Origin of the sequence: Marinobacter zhanjiangensis, assembly GCF_014651935.1 — a bacterium.
Taxonomy (GTDB): Bacteria; Pseudomonadota; Gammaproteobacteria; order Pseudomonadales; family Oleiphilaceae; genus Marinobacter; species Marinobacter zhanjiangensis.
On the sequence record NZ_BMXV01000004.1, the window covers coordinates 189,551 to 204,388 of the forward strand.

12 protein-coding genes are annotated in these 14,838 nt (G+C 61.6%); 1 reads left to right on the forward strand and 11 read right to left on the reverse strand.

Annotated elements, in window-relative coordinates; all coding sequences use genetic code 11:
- Window positions 1-5: 5 nt before the first annotated feature.
- The 4 genes from IE079_RS09920 to IE079_RS09935 all read right to left on the reverse strand — a co-directional run bounded on the left by IE079_RS09920 (window position 6) and on the right by IE079_RS09935 (window position 4,954).
- A complete protein-coding gene (locus IE079_RS09920; RefSeq protein ID WP_189575923.1) occupies window positions 6-989 on the reverse strand; it encodes an MBL fold metallo-hydrolase in 984 nt (327 codons plus the stop codon).
- A 70-nt stretch (window positions 990-1,059) separates the two neighbouring features.
- The gene (locus IE079_RS09925) at window positions 1,060-2,613 is read right to left on the reverse strand and encodes a class I adenylate-forming enzyme family protein (protein ID WP_189575924.1); all 1,554 of its coding nucleotides are present in this window, start codon (window positions 2,611-2,613) and stop codon (window positions 1,060-1,062) included.
- A gap of 111 nt (window positions 2,614-2,724) precedes the next feature.
- Window positions 2,725-4,161, reverse strand: coding sequence for a DHA2 family efflux MFS transporter permease subunit (locus tag IE079_RS09930; protein WP_189575926.1), 1,437 nt, complete (start codon window positions 4,159-4,161; stop codon window positions 2,725-2,727).
- A gap of 4 nt (window positions 4,162-4,165) precedes the next feature.
- Complete coding sequence (locus IE079_RS09935; RefSeq protein ID WP_189575927.1) at window positions 4,166-4,954, reverse strand: enoyl-CoA hydratase; 789 nt, start codon at window positions 4,952-4,954, stop codon at window positions 4,166-4,168.
- A gap of 273 nt (window positions 4,955-5,227) precedes the next feature.
- On the opposite strand from IE079_RS09935, the gene IE079_RS09940 reads away from it, so the two are divergent.
- Complete coding sequence (locus tag IE079_RS09940) at window positions 5,228-5,632, forward strand: PilZ domain-containing protein (protein WP_189575929.1); 405 nt, start codon at window positions 5,228-5,230, stop codon at window positions 5,630-5,632.
- 39 nt (window positions 5,633-5,671) lie between these two features.
- On the opposite strand, the gene IE079_RS09945 is transcribed toward IE079_RS09940, so the two are convergent.
- From IE079_RS09945 to IE079_RS09975, 7 genes are all read right to left on the reverse strand, one after another.
- On the reverse strand, window positions 5,672-5,998 hold the full coding sequence (locus tag IE079_RS09945) for a high-potential iron-sulfur protein (RefSeq protein ID WP_189575930.1): 327 nt from the start codon (window positions 5,996-5,998) through the stop codon (window positions 5,672-5,674).
- A gap of 277 nt (window positions 5,999-6,275) precedes the next feature.
- Window positions 6,276-7,913: a methyl-accepting chemotaxis protein gene (locus IE079_RS09950; RefSeq protein ID WP_189575931.1), complete on the reverse strand. Its 1,638-nt coding sequence runs from the start codon at window positions 7,911-7,913 to the stop codon at window positions 6,276-6,278.
- Window positions 7,914-8,054: 141 nt separating this feature from the next.
- Complete coding sequence (locus tag IE079_RS09955; protein WP_189575932.1) at window positions 8,055-8,354, reverse strand: Rdx family protein; 300 nt, start codon at window positions 8,352-8,354, stop codon at window positions 8,055-8,057.
- Window positions 8,355-8,399: 45 nt separating this feature from the next.
- The gene (locus tag IE079_RS09960; RefSeq protein WP_189575933.1) at window positions 8,400-9,338 is read right to left on the reverse strand and encodes a GGDEF domain-containing protein; all 939 of its coding nucleotides are present in this window, start codon (window positions 9,336-9,338) and stop codon (window positions 8,400-8,402) included.
- A gap of 86 nt (window positions 9,339-9,424) precedes the next feature.
- Window positions 9,425-10,420: a glycosyl transferase family 90 gene (locus tag IE079_RS09965; protein ID WP_189575934.1), complete on the reverse strand. Its 996-nt coding sequence runs from the start codon at window positions 10,418-10,420 to the stop codon at window positions 9,425-9,427.
- A gap of 100 nt (window positions 10,421-10,520) precedes the next feature.
- On the reverse strand, window positions 10,521-11,411 hold the full coding sequence (locus tag IE079_RS09970) for a chemotaxis protein (RefSeq protein WP_189575935.1): 891 nt from the start codon (window positions 11,409-11,411) through the stop codon (window positions 10,521-10,523).
- A 135-nt stretch (window positions 11,412-11,546) separates the two neighbouring features.
- A complete protein-coding gene (locus tag IE079_RS09975; protein WP_189575936.1) occupies window positions 11,547-14,762 on the reverse strand; it encodes a bifunctional cytochrome P450/NADPH--P450 reductase in 3,216 nt (1,071 codons plus the stop codon).
- Between the last annotated feature and the right edge of the window lie 76 nt (window positions 14,763-14,838).

The window sequence follows — 14,838 nt, forward strand, 5'->3', positions numbered from 1 at the left end:
CCTACCTAGACTTTGGTCGTAGACGGCGATTGCCGAAACTGCCTCGCGGACCAGACCGCAATGCCCTGGGTGTTCAGGGAGATATCCATGCCCAGTTGTTGCTCCAGGGCCTTGTCGTCCAGGGCGTGGCCATGGTCTGCGAGTCGCCTGGAGAACAGTGCCTTGAGGTCCCGTCGAATCGACTCCGGGTCCGGCTTTTCCGCCATGTGGCGGCGCCCGATGTCGGCATAGGCGTCCAGGTCGGCGTGGAGCTGGGGAACCAGCCTGTCGAGCCCGGTTACCCGGCTGAAATGGGTCAGGTAGACGGCGTTGGGTTTCAGGGCGCTCAGGCGGTCGACGGACTCATGGGCCGCGTCGGGATCAAACTGTACCGGCGTCGCCGCAGGGAAGATGAACGGCCCCTTGTCGGTGTCGAGTGAGCGATAGGAAATGCCGAAGGTATCGCCGGCAAACACCACCCCGGCGGTGCCGTCATGGATGCAGTAGTGGTGCAGGGCGTGCCCCGGGGTGTCCAGAAACGTGAGGGTACGGTTGCCAAGAGTCAGGGTGTCACCGTCGTGAACTTCCAGGATCCTGTCCGCCGGTACCGGGATCAGCTCGCCGTAGTGCTGTTTCATGGTTTCGGTGCCATAGACCTGTCGGGCACCTTCGTAGAGGGCGCTGGGGTCGATCATGTGCCGCGTGCCCCGGGGGTGGACCACCAACATGGCCCGGGGCAGGTCCTGCATGATCTGCCCGGCGCCACCGGCATGGTCCAGGTGAACATGGGTGATACACACGTAACGCACCTGCTCGCGGTCGATGCCCAAGCGGTCGAGGGCGCTCAGCAACACCGGTATTGAGAAATTGCTGCCCACATCCACGAAGGCGGCTTCGCCATTGTCCACAATCAGGTGGCTGGCATCCATCAGGGTGGTGCCGGCGAATTCGGTATCGATGGCGTATACGCCGTTATCAAAGGGAATGATGGTGGGGGTTTCGGTACTCATGGGACTGTCCGCTTATTGTTCTTGATAATGGCTCCTGCCATGACGGCAGCAGGGGCGTCACGGTTATGGTTTACTCGATCTCCACCTGTTCCGCAACCTGGTCCCGCAGGGATTTCTTGAGGATCTTGCCGACGCCATTGCGGGGCATGGCCTCCATGAACACCACCCGGCGTGGCGTCTTGTATTTGGCAAGGCGTTCCTGGCAGAACGCCAGCAGTTCTTCCTCGCTGATCTCCGAGTCCGGGTTGCGGACCACCACAGCCACCACTTCCTCGCCCATGCGCTCGGACGGTACGCCCACCACAGCCACCTCGGCCACAGCGGGGTGCCGGGAAATCAGCTCTTCCAGATCCCGGGGGTAGATGTTGAAGCCACCCCGCAGGATCAGGTCTTTCTTGCGGTCAACAATATAGAGGTAGCCATCCTCGTCGAGCCTGGCGACATCGCCCGTGTGCAGCCAGCCATCCCTCAGTGCCGCTCTGGTGGCTTCCTCATTGTTGTAGTAGCCGGGGGTAATGTTCTCGCCCCGCACCAGCAGTTCGCCCACTTCGCCGGTGGCAAGCGGATTGCCGGCGTCGTCGGCAATCCGCAATTCGACACCGGGGAAGGCGCGACCGACAGAGCCCGGTTTGATGGTTTCATTCTTGCGGTGAGCCGAGACTGTCGGCGCCGCCTCGGAGAGCCCATAACCCTCGTAGATCTCGGCGTTGAAGCGCTTGCGGAATGCCTCGATCAGCGACACCGGCAGAGGGGCGGAGCCGGACCCCACCGATTCCAGCGATGAGACGTCGTATTCGTCCACCTCCGGTGACATGGTCAGGGCGTAGATCATGGCGGGTACAGCGCTGAAGGCTTCCACCCGGTACTTCTGGATGGCTTCACACACTTCCCGTACGTCGAACCTGGGAAGAATGACCATGCTGCCACCACGGAGGAACAGAGTGTTGGCCATGGTGAAGCCATAGATATGGGCCAGCGGCAGTACCCCAAGGGTGGTGCCGGGTTCGTCACCGGAGGCCTCCGCAAGCTGCACGGCGGAAGCGGCGTTGCTGTACAGGTTGCGGTGGGTCAGTGTGACCCCTTTGGGCTGCCCGGTGGTGCCCGAGGTGAACAGGATGACGGCGATATCGTCTTCCCGGAGTCGGGGGCCGGGAGCCTCGGGGTCGGCTGCAGCCATCAGCGAGCAAAGGCTCTGGCAGGGAATGCCGGCGTTGGGGCTGGGCTGGTTCTGGGCGATACCGGCCACCACCAGTTTCGGTGGTGTCTCCATGCCGGAGGTGGCCTGCTCCATGGCGGGTAGCAGCGCCTCGCTGGTAATGATGGCGCTGGCGCCGGAGGCCTGCAGGATATAGCCGATCTCCCGCGGGTGCAGCACAGACATCACCGGCAGCACTATGGCTTCCGCTCGCAGGATGCCCTGGTAGGCTATGAAGACTTCCGGGCAGTTGGGCATGCACACCACCACCCGGTCGCCGGGCTCCACGCCCAGGTCGCGCAGGCCGTTGGCGAGCCGGTTGGCACTGTCCTGCAGCTCGAGGTTGGTGACTTGCCGGTCACCGGCATAGAGCATGGGGTACTCGCCAAAGCGTTCGAGGCTTTTTTCAGGCAGATCAGTGAGGATCATTGTTATTGTTCCTTCATGAAGAATGAGGCGATTTTTTGAGTCGTTTTTGAAATCTGTTTTGCAACCTTACAATAAAGCTTCCCTGATACGGAACCATGCCTGATACCGGTATCAGGCCGGCTCGGGCTGATGGTGTTCCTCCGGCGGTGACTTCATTCGTGCCATGGGATAGAGCCCCAGCAGGTAGAACAGCGCCATCAGCATGAACGCGTCCTGGAATCCGGGAAAGGTCAGCGGAATGCCCAGATTGGCGGTCCAGTGGGTGCTTTCCTGCAGCAGGACCGCAGACAGGGTAACCCCCAGGGAACCGCCGAACTGGCGGGCGAAACTGACCAGCCCGGTGGCCTGGTTGACCAGTTCCGGTGGCACGATGCTGACCGCTCCGATCACCACCGGCGGCATGGTCATGGCAAGGCCGACCCGGCCGAGGGCGGCCATCAGCGCCACCAGGACCAATGAGGTGCCGGCTCCGGTCTCACTGAGTACCAGGCAGGAGATGGCGAAGATGACCAGTCCGCCGGCGACCAGAATCTTTGGCAGTATGCGGTCGGTGAGCCGGCCGATGACCGGGAACGACAACGCCATGGCCAGACCCGCAGGCATCAGCAGCATGCCCGCTGCGGAGGCGGACTTGCCCATGGCGGTCTGCACCAGCATTGGCAGCAGGTAGACCGAGCCGAACAATCCGGCGCCGGTGAGCATGGCCACCATAAAGGCCGGAGCGAAGCCGGGGTAGCGAAAGATCCCCAGCGCCAGCAGGGGCGAGCGACTCTTGAGCTGGCGTACGGCAAAGGCGATAAACAGCGCAATGGCGGTTACCATGGCTGCCAGTACCACGGGGCTGGTCCAGCCCTGGTGCGGGCCTTCGGAGAGCCCCCACAACAGGGCCACCATCCAGCCGCACAGCAACAGGATGCCCGGGGTATCGAGCCGCCGGTTAACCGGCGGCGATGAGGCAGGCCGTGACAGGAAGGTGCTGCCCATATAGAAGGCGACCAGGCAGAAGGGCAGCACCACCAGGAACACTGCCCGCCAGGACCACCAGTCCACCAGCACGCCACCGACCACCGGGCCCACCGTGGGCCCCAGCACCACGCCCATGGCGTAGAGGCCCATGGCCTGGCCGCGCTGGTTGAGCGGGAACACGGCGTAGAGCATCAGCATGGCCAGAGGTTGCACCATTCCGGCGATCAGCCCCTGCACGATGCGCACCACCACCAGCATGCCGAAATTCATGGCAAAGCCACCGACCAGGGCTGCCACGATGAATATCAGCAGCGCGCCCATATAGGTGGTGCGCGGACCAAACCGGTCCACCATCCACACGTTCAGCAGCATACCGATGGCCATGCTGGCCAGGAAAGCGGTGACCAGCCACTGACCCACGGTATGGCTGACATCAAAGGTGGCCATGATGTCCGGCAGCGCGACGTTGACGATGGTGGACGACAGCGACATGGTCATGGTGCCGATCATCACGGTGATCATCACCCACCATTTATAGCGCTGTCCGTAGCGCTCCTGCAGCTGCTCCATGGAAGTCGTCATGGCGTTATCCCTTGCGGGCGCGACTACGCTCCATGACGGCGTCACGGCGACGTTTGATATCGTCCGGTGTTACCCCGCTGTTTTCGATGGTGGAAAACAGCGTTTCGTAGTTGAGGGCATCATCCATGGCAAGGTTGGCGCCGTGCTCGATCAGATGCTGGTATCTGGCGAGGAAGGGTGGCTCCACCATGGTGATGTCGTCGGCCAGGGCCAGGGCTTCGTCCATCAGCTTGTCCGCCGGCACCACGCGGTTCACCAGCCCCCACTGACAGGCCGTTTCCGCATTCAGGAAGCGCCCGGTAAAGGACAGTTCCTTGGCCCGGGACTGGCCGATGATGCGCTGCAGTTTCTGGGACAGGCCCCAGCCCGGCATGATGCCCACCAGGGCATGGGTATCGGCAAAGCGGGCGTTCTCGGAAGCGATCAGAATGTCGCAGGCCAGCGCCACTTCAAAGCCACCGGTAATGGCGACGCCATTGATGGCACCCACCACGGGCTTGCCGCAACTGCGGATGGCGTTCACCGGGTGGGACGCGGGGTCAGGGTCGGTAGCCGCATCCATACCACTGGTGTCGGCACCCAGTTCCTTGAGATCGAGGCCGGCGGTAAAGGCTTTCTGGCCGGCGCCGGTGAAGACCACGGCGCGAATGTTGTCGTCAGCGCGGACTTCCTGCATGACATCGTACAGGCGGCGACGTAGTTCGCCGGACAACGCATTCATGGCATCCGGTCGGTTGAGAGTGACCACAGCCACGCCGTTGTCGCGTTTTTCCAGAAGCACGGAATCAGTCATCGTGTGGTTCCTTGTTCGGTTTGTTATTGGATTGTCAGGCATTCGTTATGATGCTAAGTGGATCAGTTTGCCACTTGTGCGGCCCGTCGCAAAGTCGGGAATTGCGTCAATGGCTCCATGACCCGGTGCGTGGGCGTTCCTGCAGCGACTTTCGGGAATCGTGACGTGTATCCGTGAAAACCTGATTATTTGGGCTAGTGTCCCGTTTGGTTAATTGAGACCCTTGGACGAAAGGTCCCACAATAACGACAAAAGCTGTGCAGGGGTGTAGGTATGCAAGAGCGTCGCAGTCGTCAGCGATTACCATCCATTCGCGTGACCGCCAGAGTTGGCATCAGGCGTGGCATTATCGGCAGGGACTGGCTGACTGTGAGAGTTCTGGACTTCAGCACCGGAAGTGTGGCCTTTACCGGAGACGTCCCCCTGGAGCAGGGCGACAATTTCCAGATGAGCCTGCGTTTGAGCACCGAGACCGGCGATTTCGTGGTCGAGAAGGCCAACGCTTCCATCTCCAGTGTTCGCGACCTGGAAGAACGCCGCATCTATCGCGCCCGCTTTTCCGATGACAACCCGACAGCAACCCGCGAGAGCCTTGATCGCATCGAGGGCATCGTCAAACGCTACAAGGAGCTGAGCTCCCGTATTTTCAGGCACCGTACCGAGCGTAAGGTTGTCTGACGAGCGGGTGAGCCGGGCTATGGTTGCACGGCTCCTGCATTACCCTTTTGGCGCGTAGGTGTTACACCAGCCCTCGGCGTTCACCAGCACATCGCTAAACTGGGGATGGCGACACTTGCCCCAGCCATCAGCTTCCTCTCCGGCCCAGAAAGCACAGGATTCGCACTTCTGGCCGGACTGATACTTCTCATGCTCCGAATCGGCAGCATTGTTGACGTAGTCAAGGGCATGCCCGTCTTCTGCTTTGGGCAGATCCTGGGCCTGTGCCCTGCTGCTATGGGTCGCAAAGCGTGCCAGGGGAACGGCGGCAAGGCCGAGAGCGGCCGTTCTCAGGAAAACGCGGCGGCTTGGATTATGTTCGCTCATTGGTCAACTCCTCTCATCACTGTTTTTCATTCAGATAGTGCCTTTCATGGCGCTCAGGCTGATGTGATTTGTTGTTGTCGCCAGCAGTACCACCCTACCGGATCATTCGTTCCGGAATCATGAACAGATGACATTGTGTTGATCTGGATCATCGGGATGGTCGGGGTATGACCGGGTAGGAAGAGAAATGAGCGATTTCTTGCCGGTATTCGTCAGCGGCTAACAGTGCCAGGCGGCAGCCCCGGCTTCGGATCAGGGCTGCCGTTTCATTTGCGCATCAGACTTTGAAGCGCCCGGCCTGCTCCTTCAGGCTGCCGGCGTAACCGGCCATGGACTCGCTGATGGTGTTCAGGTCCGCCGACCGCTTGTCGCTTTCATTGGCCAGGTCATTGATCTGGGTGATGCTCCGGTTGATCTCGTCGATGACCTGGGTCTGTTCCTCGGTCGCGGACGCCACACTGGAGTTGACGTCGCTGATATCGTTCATGGCCTTCAGAATCGATGACAGCTCGCCTTCGGCTTCCGAGGCCAGGGATTCCGTGGAGCTGGCCTGTTCGCTGCCGGTCTCCATGACCGAGACAATGTCCGACACCCCGGACTGCAGGGTGGTGATCATTTCCTGAATGTTTTCCGTGGACTGCTGGGTGCGTTGTGCCAGGGTTCGAACCTCGTCGGCCACCACGGCAAAGCCTCGGCCCTGTTCCCCGGCTCTGGCGGCCTCAATGGCAGCATTCAGCGCCAGCAGGTTGGTCTGCTCGGCAATGCCCCGGATCACATCAAGTACCGAAGTAATGTTGTCGGAATCCGTGGAGAGCTTGCGGATGACCTCCACTGCCTTGGTAATCTGCTGTGACAGTCGACGCACCTGGCTGGCAGATTCCTGGACGATCTCGGCGCCCTTGTTGGCATTGCCCTGGGCGTTGCGGGTGACTTCGGCGGCGCGGGAGGCATTGCCGGCCACCTCCTCGATGGCGCTCTGCATCTCGTTGATGGCGGTGGCCACCATGGTGATGGATTCGGTCTGCTGTGACACCCCATCGCGGTTCTCGGCGGCGGATTGCTCCAGGTCCCGGGCGCCTTCAGCCAGTTGCTCGGACAGCTCCTGAATGGTGCGGATCATGCCCTGCAGGTTGGCGAGCACCGCATTGAACGACTCCGCCAGCTGACCCAGGTCGTCGTTGTTTTCCACGGGTACCCGCTGGGTCAGGTCACCTTCACCCTGGGCAATGTTGTCCAGCTGGTCTCGCAGTACGCGAATGGACGCGACAATCATCTTCAGGGCAGAGACAAACACAATAATGGCAATGATCAGCGAGGCCAGGGTTACCACCGCGGTGATAGTGACTGCCTGGTTAGCTTCCGTAGACGCTGCCGAGGCCTGTTCGCCTGCCAGTGTATCAGCCACCTGGCCGGTGCGATCGAAGTAGCCCCGGACGGATTCGAACAGATCATCGGTCTCCTTCCTGATGAGTTCCCGGGCGCCATAGGTGTCGCCAATTCTGGCCCGCTCCAGGGCCTTTTCGGCGGACGTGCGCCATTGTTCGAACGCGGCATCGAAGCCTTCCATCTCCTCACCAAACCCGGTGCCGGTCAGGCGCCCGGCCGCAGAGTGCATGCGGTCCCTTGCCTGGTCCGAGTTTTCGTGGAATGCCGCCAGCAATTCATCGGCCGAAGAGTTGGTTTCCCGGGCGCGGATATAGCTGTTCTGGGCTACCAGGGCCTGGTAGAGGTCTCGGTCACCGTTGAGTATTTCGCTGGAGGCCGGCATCAGGTTTTCGGCCAGAAAGTCCGTGCCGGACACCAGACTCCGCGCGGTGATGACGCTCAGGGCGCCCAGGATAATAACCGCCAGGGCGGTGATCAGGAAAGGAAGAGCAATTTTGGTTCTGAAACCCAGCAACCTGCCGACAGCCATACGGTACTCCGGAACTCTGGTAGAACATGTTGTTATTTTAATCCGGAGTATAGACAACCAGGTTGAAAGTAAAACTAGATAGACTGAGGTAATTTGTCGTTTTTTGTATGGAAAAATGACAGGGTGTAATGGATGATAATATCACTCGTTATTGTTTCTTTGATCACTGTGCCCCAGTGACCGGTCCGGCGACACCACATCCCGTACCAGTTGCTTGAGCCGGGTGATGTCCGGGAACCCGCCCATATCCTTGCGGGACCAGATTCGCTGCCCGTCTACATGGACCTCGAAAATCCCTCCGCTGCCCGGGTGCAGCGTCAGCTCGCCGATCTCGTCCTCGAAGGTGGTCAGCAGCTCCTGGGCCATCCACGCCGAGCGAAGCAACCAGCGGCAGCCGGTACAGTAGTGGATGTCGACGGTGTGGTTGCGTTCCTGGTGCATCGGTGTATCCCGCTGGTCATCAAATTCGAAGTGCAGTCATGTTGTTCAGTACCGGCTGGCAACCTGGTTGCGACCGGCCTCCTTGGCCCGGAACAGGGCCCCGTCTGCCTGTCTGAGCAGGTGGTCCAGAACCATGCCAGGCCCTGTGCCAGCAGCGATGCCAAAGCTGGCGGTGCAGCGTATGGCTCCTCCCGTTACCGGGAATAGCTGACTCGAGAAGGTCTCCTGGAGTCGCTGGGCCAGGTAGCGGGCCTTGGGCAGGTCGGTTGCCGGCAGCAGCACGGCAAACTCCTCACCGCCCAGCCGGGCAAGAATGTCGGAATCCCTTACCGTTCGCCGTGCAGCCGCCGCCATTCCCCGCAGTACAGTGTCCCCCGCCGCATGGCCCCACTGATCATTGACCTGCTTGAAATGGTCCAGGTCAAACATGATAACCGCTATCGGATCTCCGGCACGGATGGCCTGATGGATAGCCTGGGTGGAAAGGCTGAAAAAAGACCTGCGGTTTTTGAGGCCGGTCAGCTCGTCGGTCTCGGCCAGCTTTTCGGCCCGGTCCCTGGCGATTTCCAGTGCCTGTTCCATCTCCTTGCGCTCGGTAATGTCCGTGGCGATTTCCATGCGCACGAGGCGGCCGTCTATCCAGCGGATGGCCTGATCACGGCACTGGTACCAGCGCTGGTTGGCGGTATTCTGGAATTCCCACACTACGGGACCGGTGGGCTGGCCATGTTCATCCACCAGTTGCGGGTTGGTGCAGAACGAACAGGGACCGTCCTGGTCCTTCTGCAGCACCTGCCAGCATTTCCTGCCGCCCGGGTTGCCCCAGTAGTTGCTGCCATAGTCGTTGAAGAAGATCAGCTCGTGGGTTTCCATATCGGCTACATAAACCAGGGCGTCCAGACTGTTGAGGACGGTGGCGATAGCCTGGTAGCTGAGATCCTCCGGGACGGAGGGCATGTCGGGATTGTTGGCGGATGAGTTCATGACTGTGAGGGCGCCGGCGTTGTCGCTTTTGTTCGCCGGATAGTAGCATTTTTGAACAGGGAAGTATGCGATCTATGGCTGCCCGGTCAGACGCCCACCGCCAACGGGTGGGCGGTTCGCTGGCCCGACAGCTGGAAAAAGCGTTCCATCACCAGCAACCCGATCAGGTCTTCGCGGTCGGTGTCGCGGAACCTGGCGGCATGGCGTTTGGCGTTGGCGATAATGGCCTCGGCTTGCTCCGGATGCCGGCGATAGTAGTCGATTTTCTGCGGCAGGTCGGAGTGGTCGTCTTTCAGTTCCACATAGTGGTAGCCCGGTACCAGGGTGCCCTCCATGAACCAGGTTTCGAACCTTGGCCGACGCATCAGGCACAGGGAATTGGACGCCATGATCCATTTCAGGTTGGTCGCCACATCGATGCCCTCCACGCTGACAACGAACTGGTAGCCCAGCTGTTCCGCGATACTCATAAAGGGTTTGTGCCAGGGGGCGGGCTGGTTCTCCCTGTGTATTGTGCAGCCGATGTCGCAAAGGGGGTGGTCCATGAACCGCTGGGCGAACCGGATGCGGTGGTCGCGGTTGGATTTGCCACGCCAGACCGCCAGGGGGCGCTTGTCGCGGAAAGCGATCCGGTCCTGATGGAAATGGTAGTGACGCACCGAGTTGAGTTTCAGCAACAGGCTGTTGGCATTGAACGCGGCGGAACCAATCGGACGGCTTTTGACAAAGGCGGGTTCCGCCGGCACTTCGGTGACATCGCCGAAGCGGTAGTTTGCCCGTAGGTAGCCGGGAAAGTGCCGGATCAGATGCCGGAAATCCGCACAGTACGCGCTGCTCTTTCCCTTGTTGCTGAACCCTTTGACCGGTTCCCAGTGGCTGGAGGGCGAAGCCGGACAGGACAGGCGGTTGTAGTAGCTGACGCGGGTGTCGATGTCGGCCTGGCTTTGCCGATCCAGGCGCTCGTAACGTGTAAGCAGTGCCCGGCGCCGGGCCCGCCAGAACTCCCCGGGAACCAGCGACCGGAGCTGGTTTCGGGTGTAGAAGCCTGCCTTGTAGAGCGGCTTGGACAGTTTGCCGAACATCGTCGTGTCTCCAGGGATTGTCCAGATCTGTCCCTATTGCACACGACGAAGGTTACAAGTGAGTGTCTCAGCAAACTGTCACAAAAATTTCCGAAAAGTGTCAGACCGCCTCGGTCCGGGTGCCGCGGAGCATGGCCTGCAGCAGTTCCTCGGCGTCAAACTTGGTCAGGGCCTCGTTGGCGCCCACCTGTCGCGCGTAACTGACGCTCATCTCGCTGTTCAGGGAGGTATGCAGGATCACATAGGGCTGGTGTACAGAGCGATCATCCCGCAGGTGGAACGTCAGCTCATAGCCGTCCATGCCTGGCATTTCGATATCGCTGACCAGGATGCTGACCGGTTTCCGGTCATGGTTCGCCTGCATCATCATATCCAGGGCGGTCTGGCCATTGCCGGTTACCTCGTAGGGGATGTTCTCCCTGTCCAGGGCGTCGGCGAGCTGGCGGCGGGCGACCTGGGAATCGTCCACCAGCAGGATGTGCTGTTCCCGCAGGGTTTCCCGTTCCAGGTCGGTGAGCTGGGGTGGGGAGCTGTGCATGGATTCCGGGTACACCCGGGCCAGCAGCAGTTCCACGTCCATCAACTGCACCAGGCCATCGTCGATCTGCAACAGACCGGTGACAAAGGCCTGGTCACCCAGGGCACGGGGTGGCGCCTGAACCTGCTTCCAGTCGGTTTCCACGATCCTGTCCACACCGCGCACCAGGAACCCGATTTCCTGACGCTGAATATCGGTCACGATAATGGAGGCTGTTTTGTGTGCCTCGGCATCCAGCGGGGGGTAGCCGACGGCAGCGGCCATGTCGATCACCGGCACGGCGGAACCCCGGAAGTTCATGGTGCCGATCACCGCCGGGTGGCTATGCGGAATCTGGGTCAGCCGCTGAAGTGTGAGGATCTCGCGGATCTTCAGGGTGCCCAGCGCCGATAGCCGGTTGCCGGCCAGGCGGAACAGGAGAAGTTTCTGGGGAACAGCGCTGCCTTCAGTCATGATCCTTCCGGGTTAAGGGTATTCAGCGTAGACGGATATGGTAGCCCACAGGCTGCCGAAACGGCATGCCGGGTTTGTTTCCGTTTGTACTCCGGTATGCCTTCACACAAGTTGTCGGTAATCGACCGGATTTCTTTAGCCAGTGCCAAAAATATCCTGCTGATAGCGGCCTTGTTGCATCAGCGTCTGCAGCCATTGCGAGGCCTGCTCCCGGTTCATGTCGCCGCAGGCTTCGGCCATGTGGATCAGGCAGTCACGGACCGCCGGCGCCATGCGGGTGCCATCGCCGCAGACGTAGACCGGCGCACCGCTTTCCAGCAGCTGCCACACCTGTTCGCGGTCGGCCCACAGGGCATCCTGCACATGGCGGTGGGGGTAGCCGGCAAGGGCGGAAAACGCCGGGTGCAGTTCCACCACGCCCTGTTGCTGCCAGTGTTCCAGTTCCTCCCGGTACAGCAGGTCGTGTTGCGGATGGCGGCAACCCGGGAACAGCCGGCTGGTGGCGGGTTGGTCCTGTCCGGTCTGATGCGCCCGCTCTTCCAGGAAGGCCCGAAAGGGGGCGATACCCGTGCCCGCCGCCACCAGGATCATCGGCTGGCCGGGGTCGGCTGGTGGTGCGAAAGCGGGGTTGGGGCGGCGAACATACGCCAGCACCTCGTCACCTTCGCCAAGCGAGCGCAGATAGCCGGACGCCACGCCCCGGTACTCGCCCTGACCGGACCAGGCCGGCGCCTGAACCGTGCCCACCGTCAGCTGAACCTGGCCAGGGTGAACCAGGGCACTGGAGGAGATGGAGTAGAACCGGGCCCGCAGGGGTGGGCACAGGGTGGCGTAGACTTCCAGCGGTAACTGAATGGCGGGATGGTGCTCCAGCAGGTCCACCACGGACTGGCGCTTGTCCAGGATGTCATGGTGGTAGCGGTCACTGTCCCCGGCCAGCTGCAAAAGCTCGTCACGGGTGTGCGGGCAGGGGCTGTGGTTTGCCAGTACCCGCAGGTCGCGGCGGCTGGCCGGTTCCTGCAGTTCCAGGAAGTGGGCCAGTAACTGGTGGACACTGAGGGTTGCGCCCGCCGGCAGATGGGCGGGCGCAGGTTCACGGTTGATGGTCACCAGGTCTGTGGGGTGAACGCTGAGGGCGTTGCTCGCCCGCCGGATCAGCGCCTCGCCATTGGAGGGGTAGATCGCCAGGTGGTCCCCGGTCTGATAACTCATGCCGTCGGGCAGGGCCAGGGTGATCTCCCGGGTGGAAGTGCGGGGCTGGCTGCCGGCGAAGTCGTCCAGCCCGGCCGTGTCACAGACCAGTTCGCGGTTACCGGTAACGGTCAGTGAGCGGGCATCCGTTGGCAGTACCGAGGTGCGGGTGGCCTGGCTGTCCACCCGTGTCAGGGCCGGATGGATACTGGTGCTGATGTCTGCCTCACCTTCCCCCAGGGTTTGCCAGAAGTCGCTGAGCCAGTCTTCCACGGCGCCTTCGAAGTCGCCATTACCGTCCGCGGTTCCGCGCGCCAGCAGACGCCGGGCACCGGTGGCACCCAGGGCGTCGTCCATGCGCCCGGGAAAGGCCTGATAGTTCAGCCATTGGCTGTTGCCGCAGCCCAGCACGGCAAACCGCAGGTCCGGCCGTTGCGTTTCGTCCAGCCCACCACCGTCCAGCAGTGCCTCGAACGCCCTGGCGCTGTCCGGGGCGTAACCGTTGTAGGTGGCGGTGACGACCACCAGGATGCCACTTTGTGGCAGCTCGCCGGCCAGGTCGTCCAGCGGCACACACCGGGTGTTGAAATCCAGGTCGGTGGCCCGGGCGCCGAGCTCCTCGGCAATATCCCGGGCCGTTCCCAGGCTGGAGCCCCAGGCCACGATGAACCTTTCACCCTTGCCGCTGACCGTAGCTGGTGCGGGCCCGCTGCCTTGTTCACGGGTAACTGGCGCCGGTGTGGTCACCAGTCGTTCATGGGGCCGGCGGCGTCGCACCCGCAGGTGGAAGTTGTCCGGTTTGAGGGTCAGGGTTTCCTTGATATCCAGCTGGTAATCGTGGGGATCAGACAGGGCGAACCGCTGCAGGATCATGGCCACCGCCAGCTTGGCCTCGGTCAGCGCAAACTGGCGCCCGATGCAGGCCCGTTCGCCGTTGCCGAAGGGCTTGTAGCCGTGGGGGTGAATGTTGGCCTCGTTCTCCGGCAGGAAGCGGTCGATATCAAACACCTCCGGGTTGTCCCACACTTTCGGGTCCCGGTGCAGGGCGGGCAGGTGCACGGAGATGCCCTGGTTACGGGGAATACGGTACCTGCCGCCGATCACTTCGTCCTTGTAGGGTGCCACCATGAAAGCGGGTGCTGTCGGCCACAGGCGCAGGGATTCCTTCAACACCCGTTCAATCACATCCAGCTGAGCCAGGTCGCGGTATTGCGGCAGGGTGTCGCCCGGCAGCACCCGGTCCACCTCGGCATAGGCCTGGGCCAGCACATGAGGATGGCGCAGCAGCAAGTAGAGGGTGAAGGTCAGCAGACCGCTGGTGGTTTCATGGCCGGCCACCAGGAAGGTCAGCACCTGTTGGCGAATGTTCAGGTCGTCCAGTTGCTCACCGGTTTCCGGGTCTTCCGCCGTCAGCATCAGGTTGAGCAGGTCGTTGCCGTCGGTGGGGTTTTCCCGGCGCTGGCGGATGACCTCGTCCACCAGGCTGTTCATGGTGTCGATATCGGCCAGGTAGTCCGGCGGGTCCTTGCGCAGTCTGGCCAGCATCGGTAGCTGGGTAAGCTTGGCCATATTGGCCGCCAGCACCCGCACCATGGATCCCAGGAACGGGTGCAGTTCACGGGATTCGAACGAGTTGAAACGATAGTCAAACCCGGCCAGGGAAATGGTATCCAGGGTCAGCCGGGTCATGTCATCCGCCACCAGCAGGTCTTCCCCCTGATGGGCTTCCCAGTAGTCGCACAACTGCCCGGCCACGTCGGCCATGGCATCGAAGTGGCCTTTCATGGCCCGCTGGCTGAAAGCGGGCATCAGGACACGGTGGGCCTTGCCCCAGGGAGTTTCATCGCTTTTGGCGGTGAACAGGCCGTCCCCCACGACGTCCCGCAGCAGGGAGAGAGGCGGCCGGATCACCTTGCGGAAACGGGTCTCGTCACAGAGTTCCTCCACCAGCTCCGCCGAAAAGGCGAACGGAATGCGCACCCCGCCAAAGTCCATCTCGAAGATGCCGTCAAAGTCCCGGGAGACTTCCAGAAAATACTGGGCCATGCGGGACGTGGGAATCTGCAGCAGGTTGCCCACCAACGGCCAGCGTGGCGGGTGGGGGATCGGCTGGAGAGTGATTTCCGGCGTTGTAGTGGGGCAGTCCGGGCTTTGTGTCATGTTTGTTTTGGTAGCTTTGCATTGCAGGGTTCCGAAAAATCTACCCTACTGAGGCGGGAGGAATCCAGACCACCGG

Coding starts and splice junctions, on each gene's coding strand:
- IE079_RS09945 (WP_189575930.1), bottom strand. CDS start 5,998: ATGAGCGAACATAATCCAAGCCGCCGCGTTTTCCTGAGAACGGCCGCT.
- IE079_RS09935 (WP_189575927.1), bottom strand. CDS start 4,954: ATGACTGATTCCGTGCTTCTGGAAAAACGCGACAACGGCGTGGCTGTG.
- IE079_RS09975 (WP_189575936.1), bottom strand. CDS start 14,762: ATGACACAAAGCCCGGACTGCCCCACTACAACGCCGGAAATCACTCTC.
- IE079_RS09920 (WP_189575923.1), bottom strand. CDS start 989: ATGAGTACCGAAACCCCCACCATCATTCCCTTTGATAACGGCGTATAC.
- IE079_RS09970 (WP_189575935.1), bottom strand. CDS start 11,411: ATGACTGAAGGCAGCGCTGTTCCCCAGAAACTTCTCCTGTTCCGCCTG.
- IE079_RS09925 (WP_189575924.1), bottom strand. CDS start 2,613: ATGATCCTCACTGATCTGCCTGAAAAAAGCCTCGAACGCTTTGGCGAG.
- IE079_RS09960 (WP_189575933.1), bottom strand. CDS start 9,338: ATGAACTCATCCGCCAACAATCCCGACATGCCCTCCGTCCCGGAGGAT.
- IE079_RS09950 (WP_189575931.1), bottom strand. CDS start 7,913: ATGGCTGTCGGCAGGTTGCTGGGTTTCAGAACCAAAATTGCTCTTCCT.
- IE079_RS09940 (WP_189575929.1), top strand. CDS start 5,228: ATGCAAGAGCGTCGCAGTCGTCAGCGATTACCATCCATTCGCGTGACC.
- IE079_RS09965 (WP_189575934.1), bottom strand. CDS start 10,420: ATGTTCGGCAAACTGTCCAAGCCGCTCTACAAGGCAGGCTTCTACACC.
- IE079_RS09930 (WP_189575926.1), bottom strand. CDS start 4,161: ATGACGACTTCCATGGAGCAGCTGCAGGAGCGCTACGGACAGCGCTAT.
- IE079_RS09955 (WP_189575932.1), bottom strand. CDS start 8,354: ATGCACCAGGAACGCAACCACACCGTCGACATCCACTACTGTACCGGC.